This window comes from Agrobacterium sp. ST15.16.024, from assembly GCF_027956545.1.
Classification (GTDB): domain Bacteria; phylum Pseudomonadota; class Alphaproteobacteria; order Rhizobiales; family Rhizobiaceae; genus Agrobacterium; species Agrobacterium cucumeris.
Genome location: NZ_JAQKGO010000004.1, coordinates 136,236 through 160,125, shown reverse-complemented (window position 1 = coordinate 160,125; position 23,890 = coordinate 136,236). Strand labels below are relative to the sequence as shown.

Annotated in this window: 25 protein-coding genes; 16 read left to right on the top strand and 9 right to left on the bottom strand. The window is 58.5% G+C overall.

What is annotated here, in order from left to right; all coding sequences use genetic code 11:
* Positions 1 to 18: 18 nt before the first annotated feature.
* The 4 genes from ftsY (at position 19) to PL640_RS15505 (ending at position 3,972) form a co-directional block, all read left to right on the top strand.
* Positions 19 to 1,452: a signal recognition particle-docking protein FtsY gene (gene ftsY, locus PL640_RS15520; RefSeq protein ID WP_271362527.1), complete on the top strand. Its 1,434-nt coding sequence runs from the start codon at positions 19 to 21 to the stop codon at positions 1,450 to 1,452.
* Between the two features lie 2 nt (positions 1,453 to 1,454).
* Positions 1,455 to 2,105, top strand: a complete 651-nt coding sequence (locus PL640_RS15515) for a septation protein A (protein WP_046799584.1) — start codon at positions 1,455 to 1,457, stop codon at positions 2,103 to 2,105.
* Entirely contained in the window at positions 2,102 to 2,698 is a 597-nt protein-coding gene (locus PL640_RS15510; RefSeq protein ID WP_271362526.1) for a DUF2585 domain-containing protein, read from the top strand. The genes PL640_RS15515 and PL640_RS15510 overlap by 4 nt, the downstream gene beginning before the upstream one ends.
* Positions 2,699 to 2,790: 92 nt before the next feature.
* Positions 2,791 to 3,972, top strand: a complete 1,182-nt coding sequence (locus PL640_RS15505; protein ID WP_271362525.1) for a GGDEF domain-containing protein — start codon at positions 2,791 to 2,793, stop codon at positions 3,970 to 3,972.
* Positions 3,973 to 3,989: 17 nt separating this feature from the next.
* Here PL640_RS15505 and PL640_RS15500 read toward each other — a convergent pair whose 3' ends face one another.
* From PL640_RS15500 to ccmA, 5 genes are all read right to left on the bottom strand, one after another.
* Entirely contained in the window at positions 3,990 to 4,595 is a 606-nt protein-coding gene (locus PL640_RS15500) for a DsbE family thiol:disulfide interchange protein (protein WP_271362524.1), read from the bottom strand.
* Positions 4,592 to 4,765 (bottom strand): heme exporter protein CcmD, encoded by a 174-nt coding sequence (ccmD, locus tag PL640_RS15495; protein WP_271362523.1) that lies wholly within the window; start codon positions 4,763 to 4,765, stop codon positions 4,592 to 4,594. Before ccmD ends, PL640_RS15500 begins: the two co-directional genes overlap by 4 nt.
* A 4-nt stretch (positions 4,766 to 4,769) precedes the next feature.
* The gene (locus PL640_RS15490; RefSeq protein ID WP_065114310.1) at positions 4,770 to 5,531 is read right to left on the bottom strand and encodes a heme ABC transporter permease; all 762 of its coding nucleotides are present in this window, start codon (positions 5,529 to 5,531) and stop codon (positions 4,770 to 4,772) included.
* Between the two features lie 74 nt (positions 5,532 to 5,605).
* Complete coding sequence (gene ccmB, locus PL640_RS15485; RefSeq protein WP_271362522.1) at positions 5,606 to 6,265, bottom strand: heme exporter protein CcmB; 660 nt, start codon at positions 6,263 to 6,265, stop codon at positions 5,606 to 5,608.
* A gap of 202 nt (positions 6,266 to 6,467) precedes the next feature.
* Positions 6,468 to 7,109: a heme ABC exporter ATP-binding protein CcmA gene (ccmA, locus tag PL640_RS15480; RefSeq protein ID WP_271362521.1), complete on the bottom strand. Its 642-nt coding sequence runs from the start codon at positions 7,107 to 7,109 to the stop codon at positions 6,468 to 6,470.
* A gap of 270 nt (positions 7,110 to 7,379) precedes the next feature.
* Between ccmA and acnA the strand changes: the two genes are divergently transcribed.
* The 3 genes from acnA to PL640_RS15465 all read left to right on the top strand — a co-directional run bounded on the left by acnA (position 7,380) and on the right by PL640_RS15465 (position 11,803).
* Positions 7,380 to 10,073: an aconitate hydratase AcnA gene (gene acnA / locus PL640_RS15475; RefSeq protein WP_271362520.1), complete on the top strand. Its 2,694-nt coding sequence runs from the start codon at positions 7,380 to 7,382 to the stop codon at positions 10,071 to 10,073.
* A 196-nt stretch (positions 10,074 to 10,269) separates the two neighbouring features.
* Entirely contained in the window at positions 10,270 to 11,010 is a 741-nt protein-coding gene (locus PL640_RS15470) for a DUF1223 domain-containing protein (RefSeq protein WP_225244922.1), read from the top strand.
* A gap of 400 nt (positions 11,011 to 11,410) precedes the next feature.
* Complete coding sequence (locus PL640_RS15465) at positions 11,411 to 11,803, top strand: DUF2794 domain-containing protein (protein ID WP_142842262.1); 393 nt, start codon at positions 11,411 to 11,413, stop codon at positions 11,801 to 11,803.
* A gap of 129 nt (positions 11,804 to 11,932) precedes the next feature.
* Here the strand turns inward: PL640_RS15465 and PL640_RS15460 are convergent, their stop codons facing one another.
* The 3 genes from PL640_RS15460 to PL640_RS15450 form a co-directional block, all read right to left on the bottom strand.
* The gene (locus tag PL640_RS15460) at positions 11,933 to 12,670 is read right to left on the bottom strand and encodes a Bax inhibitor-1/YccA family protein (RefSeq protein ID WP_046799573.1); all 738 of its coding nucleotides are present in this window, start codon (positions 12,668 to 12,670) and stop codon (positions 11,933 to 11,935) included.
* Between the two features lie 215 nt (positions 12,671 to 12,885).
* Entirely contained in the window at positions 12,886 to 15,447 is a 2,562-nt protein-coding gene (locus PL640_RS15455; protein WP_271362518.1) for an ABC transporter permease, read from the bottom strand.
* Positions 15,444 to 16,154, bottom strand: coding sequence for an ABC transporter ATP-binding protein (locus PL640_RS15450; RefSeq protein ID WP_271362517.1), 711 nt, complete (start codon positions 16,152 to 16,154; stop codon positions 15,444 to 15,446). The genes PL640_RS15455 and PL640_RS15450 overlap by 4 nt, the downstream gene beginning before the upstream one ends.
* A gap of 103 nt (positions 16,155 to 16,257) precedes the next feature.
* Here PL640_RS15450 and PL640_RS15445 point away from each other — a divergent pair, with 103 nt between their 5' ends.
* Positions 16,258 to 16,908, top strand: a complete 651-nt coding sequence (locus tag PL640_RS15445; protein ID WP_271362516.1) for an arylesterase — start codon at positions 16,258 to 16,260, stop codon at positions 16,906 to 16,908.
* A 68-nt stretch (positions 16,909 to 16,976) separates the two neighbouring features.
* Positions 16,977 to 17,570: an RNA 2',3'-cyclic phosphodiesterase gene (gene thpR, locus PL640_RS15440; RefSeq protein ID WP_052818732.1), complete on the top strand. Its 594-nt coding sequence runs from the start codon at positions 16,977 to 16,979 to the stop codon at positions 17,568 to 17,570.
* Here the strand turns inward: thpR and PL640_RS15435 are convergent.
* A complete protein-coding gene (locus tag PL640_RS15435) occupies positions 17,504 to 17,983 on the bottom strand; it encodes a low molecular weight protein-tyrosine-phosphatase (RefSeq protein WP_271362515.1) in 480 nt (159 codons plus the stop codon). The genes thpR and PL640_RS15435 overlap by 67 nt on opposite strands.
* Before the next feature lie 59 nt (positions 17,984 to 18,042).
* Between PL640_RS15435 and PL640_RS15430 the strand changes: the two genes are divergently transcribed.
* The 7 genes from PL640_RS15430 to PL640_RS15400 all read left to right on the top strand — a co-directional run bounded on the left by PL640_RS15430 (position 18,043) and on the right by PL640_RS15400 (position 23,860).
* Complete coding sequence (locus PL640_RS15430) at positions 18,043 to 18,348, top strand: 4a-hydroxytetrahydrobiopterin dehydratase (RefSeq protein ID WP_271362514.1); 306 nt, start codon at positions 18,043 to 18,045, stop codon at positions 18,346 to 18,348.
* Positions 18,349 to 18,399: 51 nt separating this feature from the next.
* Positions 18,400 to 18,780, top strand: coding sequence for a YkvA family protein (locus tag PL640_RS15425; protein ID WP_271362513.1), 381 nt, complete (start codon positions 18,400 to 18,402; stop codon positions 18,778 to 18,780).
* A 296-nt stretch (positions 18,781 to 19,076) separates the two neighbouring features.
* On the top strand, positions 19,077 to 19,580 hold the full coding sequence (locus PL640_RS15420; RefSeq protein ID WP_003523183.1) for an invasion associated locus B family protein: 504 nt from the start codon (positions 19,077 to 19,079) through the stop codon (positions 19,578 to 19,580).
* 266 nt (positions 19,581 to 19,846) lie between these two features.
* Positions 19,847 to 21,019 (top strand): 23S rRNA (adenine(2503)-C(2))-methyltransferase RlmN, encoded by a 1,173-nt coding sequence (gene rlmN, locus PL640_RS15415; RefSeq protein ID WP_077998729.1) that lies wholly within the window; start codon positions 19,847 to 19,849, stop codon positions 21,017 to 21,019.
* Positions 21,020 to 21,127: 108 nt separating this feature from the next.
* Entirely contained in the window at positions 21,128 to 22,081 is a 954-nt protein-coding gene (locus PL640_RS15410; protein ID WP_142842269.1) for an ABC transporter substrate-binding protein, read from the top strand.
* A 106-nt stretch (positions 22,082 to 22,187) separates the two neighbouring features.
* Positions 22,188 to 23,069: an ABC transporter permease gene (locus PL640_RS15405; protein WP_080827112.1), complete on the top strand. Its 882-nt coding sequence runs from the start codon at positions 22,188 to 22,190 to the stop codon at positions 23,067 to 23,069.
* Positions 23,066 to 23,860 carry an ABC transporter ATP-binding protein gene (locus tag PL640_RS15400; RefSeq protein WP_271362512.1) on the top strand — a complete coding sequence of 265 codons (795 nt, stop codon included), beginning with the start codon at positions 23,066 to 23,068 and terminating at the stop codon, positions 23,858 to 23,860. Before PL640_RS15405 ends, PL640_RS15400 begins: the two co-directional genes overlap by 4 nt.
* Positions 23,861 to 23,890 lie beyond the last annotated feature (30 nt).

Below are 23,890 nucleotides of genomic sequence, written 5' to 3'. Positions count from 1 at the left end.
AAAGACACGGGAACGACCATGGCCCTCGGCTTCATCAAAAAAGTCTTTTCGTTCGGCAAGGACAAGGCCGAAACGAATGAGCGGCCGCAAGAGGATGCTGCGCTTGAACGCGGCAATGAAAATGCCTCTTTCGAAGCGGCGCTGAGCGAGGCCGAAGCGCACACACCTGTCGACGAGGACCCGGTTTCCGAACTGGAGATGGAAACGGCTGGCGGGCCTGTTCCAGACGAGGCGGATGCCGCGCCTTCGGAAGAAGAAGATGAAGAGGACGCGCCGCTTCTGCCCGGGGCGGAGCTTTCAGGCGATATGGGGCTGGTGCCGTTGTCGTTGTTGCAGGCGGAAGCCGCCGCCGAAGAGCAGGCAGGGCCTTTGCCGGAAGCTGTCGATGCCGTGCTCGATGCTGACGCGATGGATGCGCTGCTGGATGAGGCGGAGTCGGTAGATGCCGTTGACCCCCCTGTCGTGCCGCAGGCTTTGCCGAAGGGCTTTTCATCGGCAAGCGAGCGCCAGGAGCCGGTTGTCGCCGCGCCTGAGCCGAAGCTCAGCTGGTTTCAGCGCCTGCGGGCCGGGCTTGCCCGCACCTCGTCACAGCTGACCACGCAGATTTCGGCGCTTTTTACCAAGCGCAAGCTGGACGAAGATACGCTCGACGAGCTGGAAGACCTTCTCATCCAGTCGGATCTGGGTGTCGAGACCGCCATGCGCATCACCGGCGCTTTGTCTTCGGAACGTTATGGCAAGGATGTGAGCGGTGAGGACGTGGCGCGTATCATGGCCGGTGAGATCACCAAGGTTCTGAAGCCGGTCGCCAAACCTCTGGAACTCGATCTTTCCCATAAGCCGCATGTCATTCTCGTCGTCGGCGTGAACGGCACCGGCAAGACGACGACTATCGGCAAGCTTGCCGCCAAACTCTCAGGCTCGGGCCTTAAGGTGATGCTCGCAGCTGGCGACACGTTCCGCGCAGCGGCGATAGAGCAGCTGAAGATCTGGGCGGATCGCACCGGCTCGCAATTTATCGGCACGAAGCTCGGGGCAGATGCCTCGGGTCTGGCTTACGATGCCTATGAGCAGGCGCGGGCGGAAAAGAGCGATGTGCTCATCATCGATACGGCCGGCCGTCTGCAGAACAAGACGGAACTGATGGCGGAACTGGAAAAGATCGTGCGGGTGCTCGGCAAGCTCGATCCAGATGCGCCGCACACCGTGCTTCAGACGCTGGATGCGACGACCGGGCAGAACGCCCTCAACCAGGTGGAGATATTCCGCAACGTTGCGGGTGTTTCGGGCCTGATTATGACAAAATTGGATGGCACGGCGCGGGGCGGTATCCTCGTCGCCATCGCTGCCAAACACAAGCTGCCGGTTTATTTCATCGGCGTGGGTGAAGGTGTTGATGATCTGGAGCCCTTCGAGGCGGAAGATTTCGCCAAGGCCATTGCGGGAGTTTGAGTATGGACATTGAAAGCAATTCCAAGGAAAGCGAAAAGATGGTGGCGGAAATCAGCCCGCTGCTGAAATTCGTGCTCGAACTTGGGCCGCTCATGGTGTTCTTCTTCGCCAATTCCCGCGGCGAATGGCTGGCCTCGACTTTTCCGGTTTTGACGGAGTTCGGCGGACCGATCTTCATCGCCACCGGCCTGTTCATGATCGCTACCGCCGCCGCCTTGACCGTGTCGTGGATTTTGACGCGTAAACTGCCGATCATGCCGCTGATATCAGGCATCGTGGTTTTCGTGTTCGGCGCGCTGACGCTGTGGCTGCAGAACGATACCTTCATCAAGATGAAGCCGACCATCGTCAACACGCTGTTCGGTGTCATCCTGCTGGGCGGTCTGTTCTTCGGGCAATCGCTGCTGGGTTATGTCTTCAATTCGGCTTTCAAGCTGACGGATGAGGGCTGGCGCAAGCTGACGCTGCGCTGGGGCGTGTTTTTCCTGTTTCTGGCAGTGTTGAACGAGGTCGTCTGGCGTATGTTCACCACCGACACCTGGGTTGCCTTCAAGGTGTGGGGCACGATGCCGATCACCATCATCTTCACCATGGCGCAAATGCCGCTCGTCATGCGCCATTCTGTCGAACCTCTCGGAAAGGACGAAAAATGACAATTGGGGAGATGTCGGCGTCCCGTTCGCGTTCGCTTAGATGGTTCGGCGTGGCCGCCGGGCTGCTTCTGTTGCAGATCGTCATTCTCTACGCCATGGGCCGTATTCCCATCTGCGAATGCGGTTATGTGAAGCTGTTCGAACCGGGTGTGAACACGCCGGGCAATTCCCAGCATCTGGCCGACTGGTATACGCCCTCGCATATCATCCATGGCTTTCTGTTTTATTGGTTCGCCTGGCTGCTGTTTCGCAACAAACCGTTTTCCATGCGGCTTTCTTTCGCGGTTCTGATCGAAGCGGCATGGGAACTTCTCGAAAACTCGCCCATCATTATCGATCGTTATCGCACGGCGACCATGGCGCTGGGTTACACCGGCGACAGCATTCTGAACTCGGCCATGGACACGGTTTTCATGGCGCTGGGTTTCCTTTTTGCCGCCCGCGTGCCGGTGTGGCTGACGATAATAATCGCCATCTTCTTCGAAATCTTCACGGGCTGGCTGATCCGCGATAATCTGACGCTGAACGTGGTCATGCTGGTCTGGCCGCTCGATGCGATCAAGGAATGGCAGAACGCGCTCCCGCAAATGTGAACGAGCCTGCCGGCGATATATGCAAGTTTTCTTAATGGCAGTGCGCTAGTGTGCACTGCTTAAAGGCTTGTCTCTCAGTCCGGCATAACACATTGCAAGATAATTTCGCCTATCTTCTCCCCTTCATCATGCTGACATTCGGCGTCGTGTTCCTGTTCCTGCAAAGGATCGGTCACGCTTCGGCGCGCTATTGGGGTATCGGTTATCTTGCAGCGGCTTTTGGTTTTGCCGCCCCTCTGGTGCTCGGTGGCCTGCCCTTCGAATTGCAGGCGATTATCTCGAACCTGCTGTTCTTCTCCGCGTTTTTTCTCTACGGCCATGCGCTGCTTACCCATTTCGAGCGGCCGCTTCATACGGCGGCACGGCTGTCGCTCGTGCTTGCTGCCGTTGTATTGGTTTCATTTCACGTTTTCATCACGCCCGATCTGAAGCGCGAACTCGTCATCGGCGATCTCGTTTGCGCCCTGCTGCTTGCTTTTCCGGTCTGGCTTGTGCGGAAGCGGCCGGTGACCCTTGCGGATCGGCTGATGGTGGCGATTGCGTTACTGGTTGTGCTGGAAACCTTGGTGCGTATCGGCATGCTGCTGGTGATGACGCCGAACGGCTCGATGATCGAGCTCAGCGAATTTTTCGAGTCGGATTATGCCTTCTACATGCAGCTTGCCGCGAGCATATTCGGCTTCCTGCTCGCGCTTTCCGTGCTCGCAAGCCAGATTTCCGTCACCGTCGACCGGCACCTGGATGCCGCAGAACACGACCCGTTGACGGATGTGCTGAACCGGCGCGGCTTTGACCGGCGTGTTCCCGATTTTCGCAACGACACGCCTGAAGGTGCGGTCATTGCCTGCGATATAGACCATTTCAAGCGCATCAACGATGTTTACGGCCATGCTGCCGGAGATATCGTGCTTATCGGTCTTTCCGATCTTCTCAGGCGGAACGCACCTGAAAGCGCGCTGGTGGCGCGTTTCGGCGGCGAGGAATTCGTGGTTTTCCTGCCCGGCCACACGGCCGCCGCTGCCGGTCAGCTTGCCAATGGCATGCGCTCGAACCTCTCATCCCTCGATTGGCGTAACCGAGGTGTGGCTACCCAGATCACCGCAAGCTTCGGCGTCTCGGCCGTCGCAAGGGGAGATCATTCCATCCATGACGCCATCAAGCGGGCCGATGACAGCCTTTATGCGGCAAAGCGCGGCGGTCGCGATCAGGTCGTGCTGGAAGGCATACGTTTGCCAGCTGAAGGCCCGTCGCTCAGGGTTATTTCGAAGAATTGAGCTTTCCTGTTCGGGGGCTATTTGCCGGCTGCGGCCGTGATGGCCGGCAGCAGGTCGCGCTCGACACTGCGGGCATCGAAGGGACCAACCTTTTTATAAAGGATCGTGCCGTCGGCGCCGACAAGGTAACTTTCAGGGATGCCGTAGACACCCCAGTCGATCGCGGCCTTGCCGTTCGGATCGACGCCTATCGCGGCAAAGGGATTGCCAAGTTCGCCAAGGAAGCGGAGCGCATTGTCCTGCTTATCCTTGTAATTGATGCCGACGACGGTGATGCGGCTGTCCTTCGCCAGTTCCTGCAATAGCGGATGCTCCTGCCGGCAGGGAATGCACCAGGAGGCAAAGACGTTGACCAGAGTCAGCTTGCCCTTGATGGCGGCATCGGTGAGCGCCGGCAGGTTCGAGCCCTCCAGCGGCGGCAGCGACAGTGAAGGCGCCTTGGTGCCGATGAGTGCTGAGGGAATGGCGCTGATATCGAGGCCGTTCACGTCCTGATCATAAAGCATCTTGCCCGCGACGAGGGCAAAACCACCGAAGAGCAGCAGAGGCAGCAGCGCCAGCACATAACGTGCGCGACCCGTCGTCTTGGTTTTGGTATCCTGATCCTGGCTGGCCTGCGTCATTGCACGTCACCTGCGGAACCAGCTCTTGCCCTGCGGCGCACGCCGGATGCCTCCAGCTGCTTCAGTTCCCGTTTGCGCGCCTGACCGTCCAAAACGACCCAGGCGATGAGACAGAGAACGACAAGCCCCGTCGCTGCGTAAGACATGCCGATATAAAAAGCGTGTGTCATCGCCTCAGCCCTCTCGGTTCGCCATGCGGGCGGCAAGCCGCCGCTGTGCGGCCACGCGCCGACGCCAGATTTCGTTGCGCATGGCGGCGATGTGCAGCGTGAAGAACAGCAGTGTGAAGCCGATCGCCATGGTCAGAAGCGGCCAGAGAAATTCAGCGTCGATGGCGGAACCACCCATGCGGATGACGCTTGCCGGCTGGTGCAGCGTGTTCCACCATTCGACCGAAAACTTGATGATCGGAATATTCACGAAACCGACGAGGATCAGCACGGCGCTGACGCGTGCGGCTCTGGAGGGATCGTCCATGGCGCGGTTGAGTGCGATGAGGCCGAGATACATCAGGAAAAGCACGAAGACGGAGGTCAGTCGCGCATCCCACACCCACCAGGTTCCCCACATGGGTTTGCCCCAGAGCGAGCCGGTAATGAGGGCAATCAGCGTGAATGCGGCGCCGATGGGGGCGGCGGCCTTGTGGCTGACATCCGCCAGCGGGTGACGCCAGACGAGCGTGCCGATGGCTGAAACCGCCATGACCGAATAACACATCATCGCAAGCCAGGCGGATGGCACGTGCACATACATGATGCGCACGGTGTAACCCTGCTGGTAATCGCCTTCGGTGGTGAAGGAGAGATAAAGACCAGCGGCCAGCACCAGCGCCGTGAGTGCAGCGAGCCAGGGCAGAATACGTGCCGCCAGCGCCAGAAACCGCGTGGGGTTGGCGAGGTCACTGAATTTGGTGATGGTGAAGGTCTGCTCGTTCATGTCGTTTGTGTAACCCGAGAATGGCCGTCCCGCAATTGATCCCTGTCAATCAGGGATCGGCAATCAAGGCATCATCAATCCATAACATTGCGCAGGGCCAAAGCGGCAAAGAAAGGGCCGGTCACGGCTGAAAATAACGTGATCGCGCAGAGAATGAGGAACGGCGGCATGAATGGCGCCGGATCCTGCACCGCCGCATAAGAAGCGCTGACGCCGAAAATCAGCACCGGAATGGCAAGCGGCAGAACGAGGATGGAGACCAGAAGCCCGCCGCGCGGCAGGGCGACCGCGACGGCGGCCCCTACCGCGCCGATGAAGGTGATGGCCGGTGAGCCGACAAGAAGTGTGAGCATCACAGCGCCAATCGCAATCTCGTCCATGTTCATGAACAGACCGAGCAGCGGCGAGGCCAATACCAGCGGCAGGCCGGTTCCGACCCAATGCGCCAGGCATTTGATCAGGACCGTCAGCACCAGCGGGTTTTCCTGCATGAGAATGAGGTCCAGCGAACCGTCATCCCGCTCCGCCTGAAACAGCCGGTCCAGGCCGAGAAGGGCGGACAGAAGCGCGCCGATCCAGACGATGGCGGGGCCGATGCGGGCGAGAAGATTGAGATCGGGACCGACACCGAAGGGGATGACGGCAACCACAGTCATGAAGAACAGCACGCCGATCAAGGCGCCGCCGCCGGCACGGATGGAGAGTTTGATGTCGCGGAGGAGGAGGGCGGTCATCGGGTAGGCCTCTGCGGGTGTGGTTTACCCCCCTCTGCCCTGCCGGGCATCTCCCCCTCAAGGGGGGAGATCGGCAAGATGCCCTTCCACCACTCCATTCTCGAGCGTTGAGATTGTCGAGGCCTAGCCACAGGCCGATCTCTCCCCTTGAGGGGGAGATGCCCGGCAGGGCAGAGGGGCGTGAAACCACAAGCTCCGCCGTTCACGCCCAAGCCTCCACACCCGCAAACCCCGTCATTTGCAACTCCCGCGCATTCTCCAGTCCCAGCGGCTGATGGGTCGCCGCGAGGACAATGCCACCTTTCTCAAGGTGGTTTTTCACGAGACCGGTAAACATGCCGTCCGCAGCCTTATCAAGCGCCGCCGTTGGCTCATCGAGAATCCACACCGGTCGCCATGCGATCAGAAGTTTCGCCATGGCAAAACGCCGTTGTTGGCCGGCGGAGAGATAACCGAAGGGCAGATGAGTGATGCCGGCAAGACCGACGATCTCAGCCGCCTCATCGATTGCGATGCCCGCACCACCGGAAAAATCACCGAGAAAGTCTTTCCAGAAACTCAGATTTTCCGAAACGGTCAGTTCCATTTTCATTGCGTTGCGATGGCCGAGATAATGGCAGGCTTCCGAGGGGCGCATGCCCTCTTCTATTCTTTCGCCGGCTATCTTTATCCACCCCTGTTCGGGGCGAAGCAGGCCGGCCACGGTGCGCAGGAGAGTGGATTTTCCCGAGCCGTTTCGGCCGGTGAGCACCAGCGCCTCACCGTCACTTAACTTGAAGGAAATATTCATGAATATGAAATCTTCGCCGCGTCGCACGCCAAGATTTTCCGCCGTCAAATCCATGCTGCGGTTCCGTTTCAGATTTCGTCGTCTCGATAAAAAAATCGATTAGCTTCGTTGAATGGTCTGGCACGTTTCTCCGAAATTATCTATATGAGTGTCAACCACGCCAGCGGCCGGCGTGAACATCATCTTGCGCCGGACCTGAATGTTACGAGGAGTAACTTTCACGTGCGGACAGCGGAAATGGTCGTACCCGCATCCTGATGTGCTTGCGAGCACAGGGGTCCGCACGCGCGTGTTGGCTAATCAGATTATGCGGGGTTTTAAACCGTGGCCAAATCTCTCGACAGTTTCCAATGTCGTTCCGTCCTTACCGTTGACGGTAAGGACTATGTTTATTTCAGCCTTCCCAAGGCTGAGGCAAACGGTCTCAAGGGCGTTTCCAAGCTACCTTATTCCATGAAGGTTCTTCTGGAGAACCTGCTTCGTTTCGAGGACGGCCAGTCCGTCACCAGAGAACATATTCTGGCCGTTGCCGAATGGCTTAATAATAAGGGCCTGACCGAAACGGAAATCGCCTATCGTCCCGCCCGCGTTCTCATGCAGGACTTTACAGGCGTTCCCGCCGTGGTCGATCTTGCCGCCATGCGCGATGCCATGGTGTCGCTCGGTGGCGACCCGGAGAAAATCAATCCGCTGGTTCCCGTCGATCTCGTCATCGACCACTCGGTCATCGTCGACGAATTCGGCACGCCGAATGCCTTCGCCCGCAACGTCGAACTTGAATATGAGCGCAATGGCGAGCGTTATCGCTTCCTGAAATGGGGCCAGCAGGCGTTCAAGAATTTCCGCGTGGTTCCGCCCGGCACCGGCATCTGTCACCAGGTCAATCTTGAATATCTTGGCCAGACCGTCTGGACGAAGGAAGAGGATGGCGAGACGATTGCTTACCCGGATACCTGCGTCGGCACCGACAGCCACACAACCATGATCAATGGTCTCGGCGTTCTCGGCTGGGGCGTCGGCGGTATCGAGGCTGAAGCCGCCATGCTCGGCCAGCCGGTTTCCATGCTGCTGCCCGAGGTCATCGGCTTCAAGCTGACCGGCAAGGTGAAGGAAGGCGTGACCGCGACCGACCTCGTGCTGACCGTCGTGCAGATGCTGCGCAAGAAGGGCGTCGTCTCCAAGTTCGTTGAATTCTTCGGCCCCGGCCTCGATTCGATGACGCTCGCCGACCGCGCGACCATCGGCAATATGGGTCCGGAATATGGTGCGACCTGTGGCTTCTTCCCGGTTGATGGCGAAACCATCAATTACCTGACCATGTCCGGCCGTGCCAAGGACCGCATCGCGCTTGTCGAAGCCTATTCCAAGGCGCAGGACATGTGGCGCACCGGCGATGGTTCCGACCTCGTCTTCACCGACACGCTTGAACTCGACCTCGGCGATGTCGTGCCCTCCATGGCTGGCCCGAAGCGTCCGGAAGGCCGCCTGCCGCTCGAAACCATTGCGCCGAATTTCGCGACGGCTCTCGAAAACGACTATAAAAAGCCCGGCCAGCTTTCGAACCGTTATGTGGTTGAAGGCGAGGACTTCGATCTCGGCCATGGCGACGTGGCGATTGCCGCCATCACCTCCTGCACCAACACCTCCAACCCCTCGGTTCTTATCGCTGCCGGGCTTCTCGCCCGCAATGCGGTGGCCAAGGGGCTGAAGTCCAAGCCATGGGTCAAGACCTCGCTTGCACCGGGATCTCAGGTCGTTGCCGAATATCTTGAAAAGGCTGGCCTGCAGAAGGACCTCGATGCGATCGGCTTCAATCTCGTCGGCTTTGGCTGCACCACCTGCATCGGCAATTCGGGCCCGCTGCCGCCTGCGATCTCCAAGACGATCAACGACAAGGGCCTGATCACCGCGGGTGTTCTGTCGGGCAACCGTAACTTCGAAGGTCGTATTTCCCCTGACGTTCAGGCGAACTACCTCGCTTCGCCGCCGCTCGTCGTGGCCTATGCCCTTGCCGGCACGGTCCAGAAGGACCTGACCAAGGAGCCGATTGGTGACGATCAGGACGGTAACCCTGTCTATCTCAAGGATATCTGGCCGACTTCCAAGGAAATTCAGGAATTCATACTGAAATACGTCACCCGCGAACTCTATGAAACGAAATATGCCGACGTGTTCAAGGGTGATGCGAACTGGCAGGCCGTTCAGGTTCCGCCGGGCCAGACCTATGCCTGGGACGACAAGTCGACCTATGTCCAGAACCCGCCTTATTTCGTCGGCATGGGCAAGAAGGGCACGGGCTTGAAGAACATCAAGGGCGCGCGCGTCCTCGGCCTGTTCGGCGACAAGATCACCACCGACCATATTTCCCCGGCCGGTTCGATCAAGGCCGCTTCGCCGGCCGGTGCTTATCTGACGGAAAACGGCGTCGCCGTTGCCGACTTCAACCAGTACGGCACGCGTCGTGGCAACCATGAAGTGATGATGCGCGGCACTTTTGCCAATATCCGTATCCGCAACCACATGCTTGGCCCGAACGGCAAGGAAGGTGGATACACCATCCACTATCCGTCCAAGGAAGAGCTGTCGATCTATGACGCTGCCATGAAGTACAAGGCGGAGGGCGTTCCGCTCGTCATCTTCGCCGGTGTCGAATATGGTAACGGCTCTTCCCGCGACTGGGCGGCAAAGGGCACCAATCTGCTCGGCGTCAAGGCCGTGATCGCGCAGTCCTTCGAGCGCATTCACCGCTCGAACCTCGTCGGCATGGGCGTTGTTCCCTTCGTCTTCGAGGAAGGCACGACCTGGGCAAGCCTCGATCTCAAGGGTGACGAAGTCGTCGAGATCGACGGTCTTGAAGGCGAGATCAAGCCGCGTGAAAAGAAGATCGCCAAGATCACCTACAGCGACGGTTCGGTGAAGGAAGTTCCGCTTCTGTGCCGCATCGATACGCTGGACGAAGTGATTTACATGAACAATGGTGGCATTCTGCAGACCGTTCTTCGCGATCTGGCTGGCTGATAAAGCTTAGACGAACAAGAGACGCCGGGAAAAACTCCGGCGTCTCTTCCATTTCTTGATCTGTTTTTTTGTGATTGCCGCTCACCCCTTCGTGACTTTCTATTGAAGGGCAATAGACGTTATTTTCCGGTTTGCATCCGGGCAGGATTGATCGCATCAATTCGTCTGGATATCCTGCCGGACAAAGGTTTTCGTAATGCCATTGAAATTCCCCCTGTCGATATGTCTTCTCGGCACGTTCCTCGTCACCTCCGCGCAGGCGCAGGAGGCCGTGAAGGGCGTCGTCGAATTGTTCACATCACAGGGCTGCGCATCCTGCCCGCCGGCGGATGAAGCGCTGCGCAAGATGATCCAGAAGGGCGACGTCGTCGGTCTTTCCTACCATGTCGACTACTGGAATTACCTTGGCTGGACTGATTCTTTGGCATCCAAGGAAAATACCGAACGGCAATATGGTTACATGCGGGCGCTCGGCCGTAACGGTGTTTATACGCCACAGGCCATTCTTAACGGCCGTGACCATGTCAAGGGCGCGGATGTGCGCGGTATCTATGACAGGCTCGATGCTTTCAAGCGCGAAGGCCAGGGGCTGAACGTGCCGGTCTCGTCAAAATTTGCCGGCGATGAGGTGGAGATTGACATTGGCGCCGGTAGTGGCAAGGCCGATGTCGTCGTCGCCTATTTCACCCGTGAGCAGACGGTTGATGTGCAGAAGGGCGAGAACCAGGGGAAAAAAATGTCCTACTGGCACAGTGTCTATGACGTACAGACAGTCGGCATGTGGGATGGTTCGCCGATGACGGTGAAGCTTCCGGCGAGCGTCGTGGCAAAGGTGAAAAAGGGCGGCTGCGCCGTGCTCTTGCAGACTGCCAATGCCAGCGGTGATCCCGCGGCAATCGTCGGCGCAAGTATCCTGCTTGGAAATGAAACCCCCTGATCGCCTGTTAGGCGATTGAAGATCCGGTCCGGGCATTGGGGGCTGGGGGTAAAGGGTCAATGCACCGGACCGGGTCATCTTGGTGCCTAGGCATCAATTGACAATAGGACTATTCCACCCAATTCGGGCCATGGTTTGACCGAAATACGGCAGGCCATGCGAAAATGGCTGCCTAAATGGTTACCATTTTTTACCCCTGCTTTTGTTGCAGGCAGTGTCTTTGGCATCGTTGGGCAGCAATTTTTCAGGGTTACCTTCTTCCCGTTCTATAGCCGGCTGAAAGATGTTGAGGCCCATCCAGCGACGTCTGCACCGGTGCACAAGCGTCTCGCAAGGCTTGCAATTTCGCTTTCACAGGCTCACATTAATAAGACGACTTGGGTGGAATCGGAGGTATTGGATGACCGATCAACCGGATGTGCAGCAGGTGCAGACCGCTTCACGCGATAATTCCACCGTTGTCGATCTCCGCGAATACAGAAAAGACAAGGACCCTTTGCCGGTCACCTTTCATCGGCGCGAGCTGGATGCGATTCTGCGCATCTATGGCCGCATGGTGGGGGAGGGGGAGTGGCGCGATTATGCCATTGACCACCTGAAGGAGAAGGCGGTGTTTTCCGTCTTTAAACGCTCAGGCGAAATGCCGCTTTACCGGATTGAGAAGAACCCCAAGCTGGCGGCGAAGCAGGGCGCTTATTGTGTGGTCAATACCGATGGCCGCATTCTCAAGCGTGGCCATGAGCTGCCGCAGGTTCTCAGGGTTTTCGACAAGGTTCTGAAACTGATCGAATGAACTTCTGGAAGAGATAGCCCGCTTGGTGGATGCGACCGGTGGAAGAGCGATTACCAGTTACGAATGCTCACAAATAAAAAGGCGGCCGAAGGGCCGCCTTTCGTCTGTCCGTCTGTCGAACTCTCAATCTTAGTCGTCGCGGTTACCCATGAACTGCAGCAGGAAGGTGAAGAGGTTGATGAAGTCGAGGTAGAGCGTCAGCGCGCCCATGATAGCCTTGCGGCCAGCAACGGCAACGTCATCACCGTCAAAGTACATTTCCTTGATCTTCTGCGTGTCGTAGGCGGTCAGGCCTGCGAAGATCAGCACGCCGATCGCGGAGATCGCGAACTGCAGCGCGGAGGATGCAAGGAAGATGTTGACGATGGACGCGATGATCAGGCCGAACAGACCCATGATCAGGAACGAACCGAGACCCGAAAGGTTCTTTTTCGTCGTGTAACCGTAAAGCGAGAGCGCGCCGAACGAAGCAGCGGTCACGAAGAACGTCTGAACGATGCTCTGGCCGGTGAAGACGATGAAGATCGACGACAGCGACACGCCCATCAGCGCGGCATAGACCCAGAAGGTCGTCTGCGCGGCGGAAACGCTCATGTTCTGAATACGGAAGCTAAGGAAGAAAACCAGTGCCAACGGTGCGAGCATGATGACCCAGCGCAGCGGAGATGCATAAAGCAGCTGCTGGAAGGCAGGGTTGGACGCAGCGAATGAGTAGGTTGCGAAAGCCGCAACGCCGGTGATGACCAGAGCCAGCGCCATCAGGTTGTAAACCTTCAGCATATAGGCGCGGAGACCTTCATCGATCATCGCACCAGTCTGTGCACGGGTCTGCGCCATGCGGTTCTGGTAGTTATTGAAGTCAGCCATTGTTTCCTCTTTTGAGCTCCGTAATTGCTACGGTGTCGGGATACCTCCCGGGCGCCGCTGCGGAGCTTCAGCAAGCCTGTCCAAGAATATGATGGCAGAACGTGTCCGATACAAGGCCTTTTGCAGTCGAAAAGACACCATATGCGCGAAAAGCGCTCACGTTTTGGCGATCATTACAAAGAATTAATCGCTAAAGTTAAGCGGGGCACCGATGATCATTCTCCCGCCTGCCGCAGAACCGGCGCCGCCTTCTGGCCGAGAATGCGCCAGGTGCCAATGAGGCCGATGCCAACCGTCATGACGAGGGCGACAATGAGGGTCCCTATCGCCACATCCGGCAGGAAACTGGAGGGCAACTTCATGATGCGGGCGATCACGAACCATGCGGAGACTCCACCGGCGAAAAGCGCGAAGACGGCGGTGGCGAGACCGAGCATCATATATTCGTAGGAGAACGCGCGGATCAGCAGGTTTCGCGTGCCGCCCAGCGTTTTCAGGATCACCGCATCGTGGGTACGGGCACGGTTTCCGGCGGCAAGTGCGCCGGCGAGAACCAGAACAGAGGCGATGAGTGCGACGGCTGCTGCAGCGCGGATGGCGGTGGCGAGCTGGCCGACCAGCCGGTTGACGACATCGAGAGCGTCCTTCACGCGCACGCTTGTGATCGTCGGGTAGGTATTGGTAACGGAACGCAATATCCGGCCTTCGTCGTTTGCGGAAGCGGAAGGATCGGCAAGTGTCGCCAGCCAGGCATGGGGTGCGCCGCGGAATGTATTCGGTGAAAAGACCATGACGAAATTGATCGACAGGGATTCCCATTCGACATTACGCAGATTGGCGATCTTTGCCGTGATACTGCGGCCGAGGACGTTGACGGTTACCGTGTCGCCGATCTTGAGGCCGAGTTCCTGAGCCTCTTTTGCCGCGAAGGACACCAGCGGTTCACCGCTATAGTCCGGCCCCCACCATGCACCTTCCGTGAGCTTCGCGTTTTCCGGCATGTTTTCGGAATAGGTTATGCCGCGATCACCACGCAGCAACCAGCGACCGGATGGCGGCACTTCCATCTTCGTCACATCTTCGCCGTTGAGCGCCAGAATGCGGCCGCGCAGCATCGGCACCTCGGTCAGCGTGCCTTGTGGTGCTTCCCGTTTCAGCAGATCACGGAAGCCCTGCACCTCGCTGCCCTGAATATCCACGAAAAAGAAATTCGGTGCGCGTTCCGGCAGGCTGTCGGTCAGTTCGCGGCGCAGATTGCCGTCGATCAGCGTCAGGGTCACGAGCAGGGTCAGGCCAAGGCCAAGTGAAAGAACGACCGAAGGCGTGAGCGCTCCCGGCCGGTGAATATTACCGATCGCCAGACGAAGGGCGGCGGAATGAACGCGCGGGCTGCGTTTGGCGATGGCCTTGACGCCGGATGCCACCAGCCGCAGCACCACGAAGGCAAAGGCGATGGCGGCGAGGAAAACCGAGGCGATGAAACGGTCTTCCGCCGAGAAGATGGCAAGGGCGGCCAACGCTGCCAGCAACAGGCCCGTGGCGGCCAGATAGGGCCAGGACGGCCAGCTGCCCTCCTCGAAACCCTGTTCGCGGAAAAGTGCCGTTGCCGGAACCTCACGCGCCTGGCCGAGCGGCACGATAGCGAAGGCAAACGTCGTCAGGAGGCCAAACAAAGCGGCCAGACCAAGCGCACCGGGATAGAAGGCAAGTTCTTCCGGCACGGGCAGCACACCTTCCAGAAACCGCATGGCAATCAAAGGTGCGATGGCGCCAACAACAAGACCGATGACGATACCGACGGCGGCAATGAAGGCGATCTGGAAGAGATAGGTCATGGTGACCACGGAGGCCGGCGCGCCCAGGCATTTCAGCGAGGCGATCGTGGTGCGTTTGGAATCGAGGAAGGCGCGAACGGCGTTGGCGACACCGACACCACCGACGATGAGGGCGGTGAGGCCCACCAATGTCAGGAACTGCGAGAAGCGGTTGACGTTTTCGGTGAGTGACGGTGCTGCCCGATCACTGGTGCGAATGGACCAGCCGGCATTGGGAAAGGCCTTGTTGGCCGCATCGGTCATCGTTGCCCGTGCTGCAGGATCGTTCAGCTTGATCTTGTAGGCGTGTTCGACGAGGCTGCCGGTCTGAACGAGACCGGAGGCGAAGAGGGCGTCGCGGCTGATCATCAGCCTCGGCGCGAAACCGAAACCGTCGGAGAGTGCATCCGGCTCATCGACCACCGTGCCCGTCAGTTTCAGCTTTACGTTACCAAGCAGGACTTCGTCACCGATCTTGATGCCGAGCCGTTCCAGCAGCAGCGGTGCGGCAATCGCGCCATAGGTGTCGCCATTGCCGGCCAGAAGTTCACCCAGCGGCCGGTTGGGATCAGCCACGAAAGTTCCATAGAGCGGATAGGTGCCGTCGATAGCCTTCACTTCCGTCAGCGTCTGTTCGGAACCATCGGCAAGGCGGGCCATGGAGCGAAGCCCGGTGGAAACAGCAACAGTGCCAAGGCCATCCAGATAGACCCGTTCCTCCTGCGTCGCCTCCCTGTTGCGCAGTTCGAAACGCACGTCGCCGGCGAGAATCGACTGGCCTTCGGTGGCAATGGCGCTGGTGACCGCACGTGACACGGAATTGACGGCAGCGATGGCGCCGGTTCCAAGCGCGATACAGGCGAGGAAAATGTAAAAGCCGCTCAACCCGCCGCGAATTTCGCGCCGTGCGAGTCTCATGGCATTTCTGACATTGGCGAAAGACGGAAGAAGGGATCCGATCATGCCGATACCGCCCGCGCCATCTGGGGGCGGGCGCTGTCGCCCTCAATCTCGCCGGAGCGCACCTTGATCTGTCGCGAGCAGCGGGCAGCGAGCGACGGATCATGGGTAACGAGGACCATGGTCATGCCGCGTTCGGCCTGTTTGGCAAAAAGAAGATCGGCGATCTGCTTGCCGGTATCTGTATCGAGATTGCCAGTTGGTTCATCGGCGATCAGCACGGCCGGTGAGGGGGCAAGCGCGCGGGCGATGGCCACACGCTGTTGCTCGCCGCCCGAAAGCTGGCCGGGATAGTGGTTGAGGCGTTCACCGAGACCGACGGCGACGAGTTCGCGTTTGGCGATTTCGAAGGGATTGGGGGTATTGGCCAGTTCCAGCGGAACGGCGACGTTTTCCAACGCCGTCATATTGGCGATGAGGTGGAAGGACTGGAAAACGATGCCGATATTCTTGCCGCGAAAATCCGCCAGCGCATCTTCGCCGAGCCTGTGCAGTTGTGTATCCGCAATGACGATTTCACCGCTGTCCAGCCGCTCGAGACCGGCGAGCACCATCAGCAGCGTTGATTTCCCCGAGCCGGAAGGGCCGACGATGCCGACCGCTTCACCTTCACCGATCGAAAGATCGATGGCCTTGAGAACGTGGACGGAGGCGGCGGCGTTGCCGAGCGTGAGGTCGGCTTTCTTCAGCTCTATGATGCTTTTCGTCACAATTCTCGTTCCTATATAGGGTGATGAAAATGGTCTGGCGGTGTCGATGCGGTCGGTATTTCAGACAAAGGGAACCAAGTTAGGCCAAGTTAGGAAAGCCGTGATGAGATTTAAAGCTGCCCTGTTTCACTTCATTGTCATTTTCGCAGCCGCCTTTTCTGCCTCTGTGGCCTCGGCCCAGGAACGGACATTGCAACTGGTCGGCCTCGGCGACAGCCTCATGGCCGGGTATCAGCTGCCGCCCGCCGACAGCTATACCGCACAGCTTGAAGCTGCATTAAAGGTGAAGGGCATCAATGCCGTCGTCGCCAATGCCGGCGTGTCCGGGGATACCTCCTCTGGCGGTTTGTCGCGGGCGGAATGGTCCGTGCCAGATGGTACGGACGGGGTCATTCTGGAACTTGGCGCCAATGATGCACTGCGTGGTATTGCCCCGGAACAGACAGAAAAGAACCTCGATGCCATCATTTCCGGTTTTCAGAAACGCAATATAGCGGTGCTGCTGGTCGGTATTATGGCGCCGCCGAACATGGGTGACGACTACGCCACGCGCTTCAATCCGATCTTTCCAAAGCTTGCGGAAAAATACAACCTGCCGCTTTATCCCTTCTTTCTGGAAGGTGTGGTGACGGATGATGCACTGAAGCTGGATGACAAGATGCACCCCAATACGAAAGGTGTTGCAATGATGGTGGAGAAATCTTTGCCGGCTGTTGAAAGCTTCATCAAGACAATCGGTGCGCAAAAAAAATAAGCACTTGCGCCCGTCTGCATTGCGTGATTCGCTATGCTTGTTCTGCCAAGAGATTCGGGGAGCTCGCCATGCCGAGACTGTTTACCGCCCTCGAAATTCCGCGCAATGCGGCTATGAGCCTCTCATTGTTGCGCGGTGGTCTGCCGGGAGCCCGGTGGATCGATGTGGAGAATTATCACATAACCCTGCGTTTTATCGGTGACATCGACGGGCGAACCGCCGATGAGGTTGTCGACAGGCTGGATCGGATCGAAAGACCGGAGTTCCAGCTCAACCTCACCGGCATGGGTTCCTTCGGTTCCAAGAAACCGCACTCCATCTGGGCCGGGGTTTCTCCCTCACCGGAAATGCATGCGCTGCAGGCCGAAGTCGAGAGAATTTGTCAAAGGATCGGTCTCCCGCCTGATCCCCGCAAATTCATGCCGCATGTGACGCTGGCACGGCTGCGCTCATCCCGTCTGGATGATGTGGTGCATTATCTTTCCGGACGCGGCAATTTCCGCACGTCGCCCTTCACGGTCGGACGTTTCGTGCTGATGTCGTCGAAGGAATCGGTGGGTGGCGGCCCTTATGTCGTGGAAGAGGCGTTTCCGCTTCACGAAGCGCGGTCCAGCTCCATCTTTTCGAGCAACGAGCTGCATCCTGCCAAAAGCATGTTGTAGACGGTCAGAAATCCGTCTTCGCCACCGAAATACGGATCCGGGACGCTCTCGTGGCGTCCCGAAGCATAGTCCAGAAACAGGTGGATTTTGTGCCTGCGGTTTTCCGGCGCCTTTTGAAGCAGTTTCGCCAGATTGCTCGTATCCATGGCAAGGATGAGATCGAATTTTTCGAAATCGGCCTGACTGACCTGCCGCGCGCGCTGCCCTGAAATATCGATGCCATGCTTGCGGGCTATCGCGATGGATCGGCGATCCGGGGCATTGCTGACATGCCAGCCGCCGGTGCCGGCGGAGTCGATCGTAAGTTGGCGGGATACACCGTCTCTATCGGCAAGGTTTGACAAAACGCCTTCGGCAAGTGGTGAGCGGCAGATATTGCCCATGCAGACAAAAAGAACAGCTATATGTTTCATGGAATATGCGTCGATCCGGTCGTTGAGGCGTTAATGGGTATCAAGCGGAGGCAAGATTGATGAAATATCCCAGAGTTGAACCGGAAGCCATCCGGCAGGCATTGTCCAGGCTCGAAGGCTGGGCCCTGCGAGAGGACGGGGCGGCGATCGTCCGGTCCTTCAAGTTTTCCAGTTTTGCGGAGGCCTTCGGTTTCATGGCTGAATCGGCTCTTGCGGCGGAAAGGCTCAATCATCACCCGGAATGGTCCAATGTCTACTCGCGCGTCAAAGTCTGCCTCACAACCCATGATTCACAGGGTGTAACCGAGCGGGATTTTCTTCTGGCCGAGGCCATGCAGAAGGCAGCAGCAGGCCGGGGGAATTGAACGGCGGACGTTAACTCCCATATAATAGCCGTGACCGGAGGACCGTCGATCATGGATGATGTGAAAATCGGTGAAATTCTTCTGCCGGGTGAAACCGACAAGCTGCAGGAGCGCGAAAATGTCGTGCGCGCCAAATTCTGGCCCAAGCTGAAGCGGGTGATGACCAAGGTGCCGTTCGCGCGTGACGCGGCGGCGGCCTATTATTGCGCGATTGATCGCGACACGCCGTTGCGCGCCAAGGGCATTATTCTCGCTGCGCTCGCCTATTTCATCATGCCCATCGATGCCGTGCCGGATATGCTGGCGGTTGTCGGTTTTACCGATGATATCGCGGTCATCACCGCCGCGCTCGCCATGATCCGCGCCCATATTAAGATGGAGCATTACGATGCGGCGGATGCCATGCTGAAGAGACAGCAGGAAGCCGGGTAACGCCTCTGTGATGTGCCCGCCCGGTGCAGCCTGGCGGGCGACAAATTCTTGCCTGAATTTGTGTGTCTTACACATGAAGGAAGGTCGTTCCGCGCCCTTCCTCCAGGGTGCGGGGAGTCGCCAATCTGTAACACCGCAAGACGTTTTAGGCATTTTATGCGTGTTGTTGACGGTTTGGTAACCGCTTCCCGACCACAATGAGAAAAGACGATCCGCACCTGAACGTGGCCGATCCAGAAAATGGAGCCCGCCGCTGCTTCGGGCTAATGGAAGACAATAACCCGGCAGGAAATTCTATGTTTGTAAGAAGTGTAGCAACCGCAGCGGCCATTTTGCTGACCAGCGTCGGCGTAGCATCTGCACAGTCGCCCACGCGCATCCAGCAGTTCAATGCTTGGGGTGCCTATTCGTACAAATCGGGCAACAGCACCGTCTGCTACGTTCTTTCCATTCCGACCGCCAAGGAACCGGCAAGCGTCGATCACGGCGATATCTTCTTCATCGTGTCGCAGCGTCCCGGCCAGAACATTTCCTATGAGCCGCAGGCCATGGTGGGTTATCCGCTGAAGCAGGGTTCCAAGGTTAATGTGACGATCGACAACAAGAACTTCGTCATGTTCACCAAGGACAAGGCTGCCTGGGTTGAAAACGCTGCCGAAGAGCCCGCTCTCGTGGCCGCCATGAAGGGCGGCAAGTCGATGACGGTCAAAGCGGTTTCCGGCCGTGGCACCGCGACGTCCTATTCCTATTCGCTCTCGGGTATTTCGGCTGCTCTCAAGCAGATCGAGAGCTGCAAGTAATCCTGACGCTTTACCGCGTTTGATAATGGCCGGTCATCGACCGGCCATTTGCGTTTTTGCTTGTTTGATGCTAAAGGCGCGGCAACATTGACAGGCGGATGCGCGAAAAGTGCTCCGCCTTTGATTTTCTCGACATGCAGACGATTTTCCGCCTATCCGACAGGCCGGTCGTGCGATGCATGGAATGATGGGATAGCGTGATGTCCGTAATGCAAGCCCCTGCCGGCCTGGCAGTCAAAACCCCGCTGATCGCCAATAGCGATCTCATGTCCGGCAAGCCGTCGCTGATCGGCCTGACGCGTGAGGAAATGGGCGAGGCGCTGGCCGAGATCGGCGTGCCGCAGAAGCAGGTGAAGATGCGCGTCAGCCAGTTGTGGAACTGGCTTTATGTGCGCGGCGTCTCGGATTTCGACAACATGACCAATGTCGCCAAGGAGCTTCGCGAGAAGCTGAAGGCGGCCTTCACCATCGCCCGTCCGGAAATCGTCGAGGAGCAGATCTCCAATGACGGCACCCGCAAATGGCTGATGCGCTTTCCGCCGCGCGGTGCCGGCCGCCCCGTCGAGATTGAAACGGTCTATATTCCGGAAGAAGGGCGCGGCACGCTGTGCATATCGAGCCAGGTGGGCTGTTCGCTGACCTGTTCCTTCTGTCACACCGGCACCCAGCGCCTGGTGCGCAACCTGACGGCCGAGGAAATTCTTGCCCAGCTGCTGCTGGCGCGTGACCGGCTCGGCGATTTTCCGGATGGTTCGACACCGGTTGGCGCTTATGTGCCGAGCGAAGGCCGCAAGGTCTCCAACATCGTGATGATGGGCATGGGCGAGCCGCTCTATAATTTCGAGCACGTGAAGACCGCGCTTCTGATCGCGACCGATGGTGACGGCCTGTCGCTCTCCAAGCGCCGCGTAACGCTCTCCACCTCAGGCGTCGTGCCGGAAATCTTCCGTACCGGTGACGAGATTGGCGTGATGCTGGCGATTTCACTGCATGCGGTGCGCGATGATCTGCGTGACATGCTGGTGCCGATCAACAAGAAATATCCGCTGAAGGAACTGATCGAGGCCTGCCGCAACTATCCGGGTCTTTCCAATGCCCGTCGCATCACCTTCGAATATGTGATGCTGAAGGATGTGAACGACAGCCTGGAAGATGCCAAGATGCTGGTGCAGCTGCTGAAGGGCGTTCCGGCCAAGATCAACCTCATTCCGTTCAATCCGTGGCCGGGCACGAACTACCAGTGCTCCGAATGGGCGCAGATCGAAAAATTCGCCGATTTCATCAATCAGGCGGGTTATGCCTCGCCGATCCGCACCCCGCGCGGCCGTGATATTCTCGCCGCCTGCGGCCAGTTGAAGTCGGAATCGGAACGCATGCGCAAGACCGAAAGGCTGGCTTTCGAGGCGATGATGATCGCCAATCACGGCGCGGATGACTGAATCAGCCGCATTTGCGCCATAAAGCTGGTTTTCCGGCGGTTCTCCGATTGATTTCGGTCTGTCTTGTTCCTAGAAAGACGAAAACAGGGAACCAACAGGAGGATATCCATGCGCGCATTCATTCTGGCTCTCGCTGCTGCGAGCGCCATCGTTCTGCCGGCCAAGGCTGAAAACGTCACCGTTGCCGTCACCGCCATCGTCGAACATCCGGCACTTGACGCTGCCCGTGATGGCGTCAAGGCGGCCCTTGCCGAAGCAGGTTACAAGGAAGGCGAGAACCTCAAGTTCCTTTACGAGTCCGCGCAGGGCAATCCCGGCACCGCAGCGCAGATCGCCCGCCAGTTCGTCGGCGACGCGCCCAACGTCATCGTGCCAATCTCCACGCCGTCGGCCCAGGCCGTCGTTGCGGCCACGCGTGACATTCCGGTTGTCTTCACGGCCGTCTCCGATCCGGTTGGCGCACAGCTCATCAAGAGCATGGAAAAGCCCGGCGGCAATGTGACCGGCCTTTCCGACATGCTGCCGGTTGGTGAGCATCTGGCGCTCATCAAGGAAATTTCGCCGAACGCCAAGTCCATCGGCTTCATCTACAACTCCGCCGAAGCCAATTCCGCCTCGACGCTCGCCCTGCTGAAGGCCGAGGCCGAAAAGGCCGGCCTGAAGGTTGTCGAATCCGTCGCCACCAAGTCGGCTGAAGTTCAGGGCGCAACCCGCGCTCTGGTCGGCAAGGCCGACGTGATCTACGTTCCGACCGACAACACGATCGTTTCCGCTTTCGAGGCGGCAGCCGGTGTTGCGAGCGAAGCCAAGATCCCGCTTTACGCCGCTGATACGGATTCCGTGGCGCGTGGTGCGGTTGCGGCCCTCGGCTTCAACTATTTCGACGTTGGCAAACAGACCGGCGCCGTTGTTGTCCGCATCCTCAAGGGTGAAAAGCCCGGTGAAATTCCGGCAACCGTGGCTGTCGGCACCGATCTCGTCATCAACAAGAAGGTTGCCGAAAAAGTTGGCGTCACCTTCCCTGAAAGCGTGACGAAGCGCGCCACCAAGGTCATCGACTGAACCGAAACCAGACTGAATTGCGGGCGGCGGTATTTCGCCGCCCGTTTTACGTGGCACGAGACGGTGCCCGTATCCGCCTGATGGCGGCAATAACAAGGACATTACCGTGAGCCAAATCGCCTTCTGGGGTGCCGTGGAGCTGGGACTGGTCTTCGCTTTCGTGGCGATCGGCGTCTATCTCGCTTTCCGGGTGCTTGATTTTCCTGACCTGACCGTGGACGGTTCGTTTCCGCTCGGCGCTGCTGTTGCTGCCGTGCTGATCATCGCCGGTCTGAATGCCTGGGTCGCGACGGCGGTTGCGATGGTTGCCGGTGCCGCTGCGGGCATGGTCACCGCAACGCTCAACGTGCGTTTCAAAATCCTCAACCTGCTTGCTTCGATCCTGACGATGATCGCGCTGTTTTCCGTCAATCTGCGGGTGATGGGAAAGCCGAATGTGGCGCTGCTTAATCAGGATACGATGATATCGCCGTTTTACGGCTTGGGCCTTTCCGAATATCTGGTGCGGCCGCTTTTCGTTGGCGCGCTCGTGCTGATCGCGGTCATTCTCGTCTGGCGTTTTCTTGAAAGCGATGCTGGCCTTGCCATGCGGGCGACGGGGGCCAATGCGCGGATGGCGCGGGCGCAGGGCGTGAAGACCGGCAACCAGATCTATCTCGGCATGGCGCTTTCGAATGCGCTGGTCGCGCTCGGCGGCGCATTGTTCGCGCAGACCAATGGTTTTGCCGATGTGACCTCCGGTGTCGGCACCATCGTCGTCGGACTTGCCGCCGTCATCATCGGCGAGACGCTGTTCGGTGCGCGCGGCATTCTGATAGCGCTCATCGGCTGTGTTTTCGGCTCGATTGCCTATCGTCTCGCCATCCAGCTTGCCTTGTCGAGCGATGTGCTGGGTCTCAAGGCATCCGATCTCAATTTCGTAACGGCGGTATTGGTGGCCATTGCATTGATCCTGCCCCGACTGCGCCGTGGGGGAGCAACATCGTGATTTCCCTTTCCGACATCCAGGTCGTCTTCGGACGTGGCACGCCACTGCAAAAGCTGGCGCTGGCCAAGATCGATCTCACCATCGAAGACGGCTCCTTCGTCACCGTCATCGGTTCCAATGGCGCCGGCAAATCCACGCTTCTCGGTGTCTTGGCCGGCGACGTTCTGCCGACGGCGGGCAAAGTGGTGATTGGTGGTGCCGATGTTACCCGCAAGCCGACTGCCAGCCGGGCCGGTCGGGTGGCACGCGTATTTCAGGATCCACTCGCGGGCAGCTGCGGCGCACTCACCATTGAAGAAAATCTGGCGCTGGCGGCGTCGCGCGGAGAGCGCCGCGGGTTGTTGTCGGCGCTTGGACGGGGCAGGCGGGATTTCTTTAGAGAACGTATCGCCTCGCTCAATCTCGGTCTCGAAAACCGACTGAAGGATCGCATGGACCTGTTGTCCGGCGGACAAAGACAGGCGGTGTCGCTTGTCATGGCGACGCTTTCCGGCTCGGATGTGCTGTTGCTTGACGAACATACGGCAGCGCTCGATCCCGGCATGGCGGAATTCGTGATGGAATTGACCCGCAAGGTGGTATCGGAGCGCAAGCTGACGACGCTGATGGTCACCCATTCCATGCGTCAGGCGCTGGATTATGGCACACGAACGATCATGCTGCATGCCGGTGAAATCGTACTCGACGTGTCCGGAGACAGCCGCAAGGATCTTGAAGTCGAAGATCTGATCGACATGTTCCGCAAGATACGCGGCCAGAAGCTGGATGACGACGAGCTTTTGATCGGCTGATCATTCTTAAAGGCGCCTTCCGGCGCCTTT

Bases quoted from the DNA above. Each gene is read 5' to 3' on its own strand.
- PL640_RS15435 (WP_271362515.1), bottom strand. From the start codon at position 17,983: ATGAAACATATAGCTGTTCTTTTTGTCTGCATGGGCAATATCTGCCGC.
- ccmA (WP_271362521.1), bottom strand. From the start codon at position 7,109: ATGGATTTGACGGCGGAAAATCTTGGCGTGCGACGCGGCGAAGATTTC.
- thpR (WP_052818732.1), top strand. From the start codon at position 16,977: ATGCCGAGACTGTTTACCGCCCTCGAAATTCCGCGCAATGCGGCTATG.
- rlmN (WP_077998729.1), top strand. From the start codon at position 19,847: ATGTCCGGCAAGCCGTCGCTGATCGGCCTGACGCGTGAGGAAATGGGC.
- PL640_RS15425 (WP_271362513.1), top strand. From the start codon at position 18,400: ATGGATGATGTGAAAATCGGTGAAATTCTTCTGCCGGGTGAAACCGAC.
- PL640_RS15490 (WP_065114310.1), bottom strand. From the start codon at position 5,531: ATGAACGAGCAGACCTTCACCATCACCAAATTCAGTGACCTCGCCAAC.
- ftsY (WP_271362527.1), top strand. From the start codon at position 19: ATGGCCCTCGGCTTCATCAAAAAAGTCTTTTCGTTCGGCAAGGACAAG.
- PL640_RS15515 (WP_046799584.1), top strand. From the start codon at position 1,455: ATGGACATTGAAAGCAATTCCAAGGAAAGCGAAAAGATGGTGGCGGAA.
- PL640_RS15500 (WP_271362524.1), bottom strand. From the start codon at position 4,595: ATGACGCAGGCCAGCCAGGATCAGGATACCAAAACCAAGACGACGGGT.
- PL640_RS15465 (WP_142842262.1), top strand. From the start codon at position 11,411: ATGACCGATCAACCGGATGTGCAGCAGGTGCAGACCGCTTCACGCGAT.
- PL640_RS15420 (WP_003523183.1), top strand. From the start codon at position 19,077: ATGTTTGTAAGAAGTGTAGCAACCGCAGCGGCCATTTTGCTGACCAGC.
- PL640_RS15455 (WP_271362518.1), bottom strand. From the start codon at position 15,447: ATGATCGGATCCCTTCTTCCGTCTTTCGCCAATGTCAGAAATGCCATG.
- PL640_RS15510 (WP_271362526.1), top strand. From the start codon at position 2,102: ATGACAATTGGGGAGATGTCGGCGTCCCGTTCGCGTTCGCTTAGATGG.
- PL640_RS15470 (WP_225244922.1), top strand. From the start codon at position 10,270: ATGCCATTGAAATTCCCCCTGTCGATATGTCTTCTCGGCACGTTCCTC.
- PL640_RS15430 (WP_271362514.1), top strand. From the start codon at position 18,043: ATGAAATATCCCAGAGTTGAACCGGAAGCCATCCGGCAGGCATTGTCC.
- ccmD (WP_271362523.1), bottom strand. From the start codon at position 4,765: ATGACACACGCTTTTTATATCGGCATGTCTTACGCAGCGACGGGGCTT.
- PL640_RS15410 (WP_142842269.1), top strand. From the start codon at position 21,128: ATGCGCGCATTCATTCTGGCTCTCGCTGCTGCGAGCGCCATCGTTCTG.
- PL640_RS15460 (WP_046799573.1), bottom strand. From the start codon at position 12,670: ATGGCTGACTTCAATAACTACCAGAACCGCATGGCGCAGACCCGTGCA.
- PL640_RS15445 (WP_271362516.1), top strand. From the start codon at position 16,258: ATGAGATTTAAAGCTGCCCTGTTTCACTTCATTGTCATTTTCGCAGCC.
- ccmB (WP_271362522.1), bottom strand. From the start codon at position 6,265: ATGACCGCCCTCCTCCTCCGCGACATCAAACTCTCCATCCGTGCCGGC.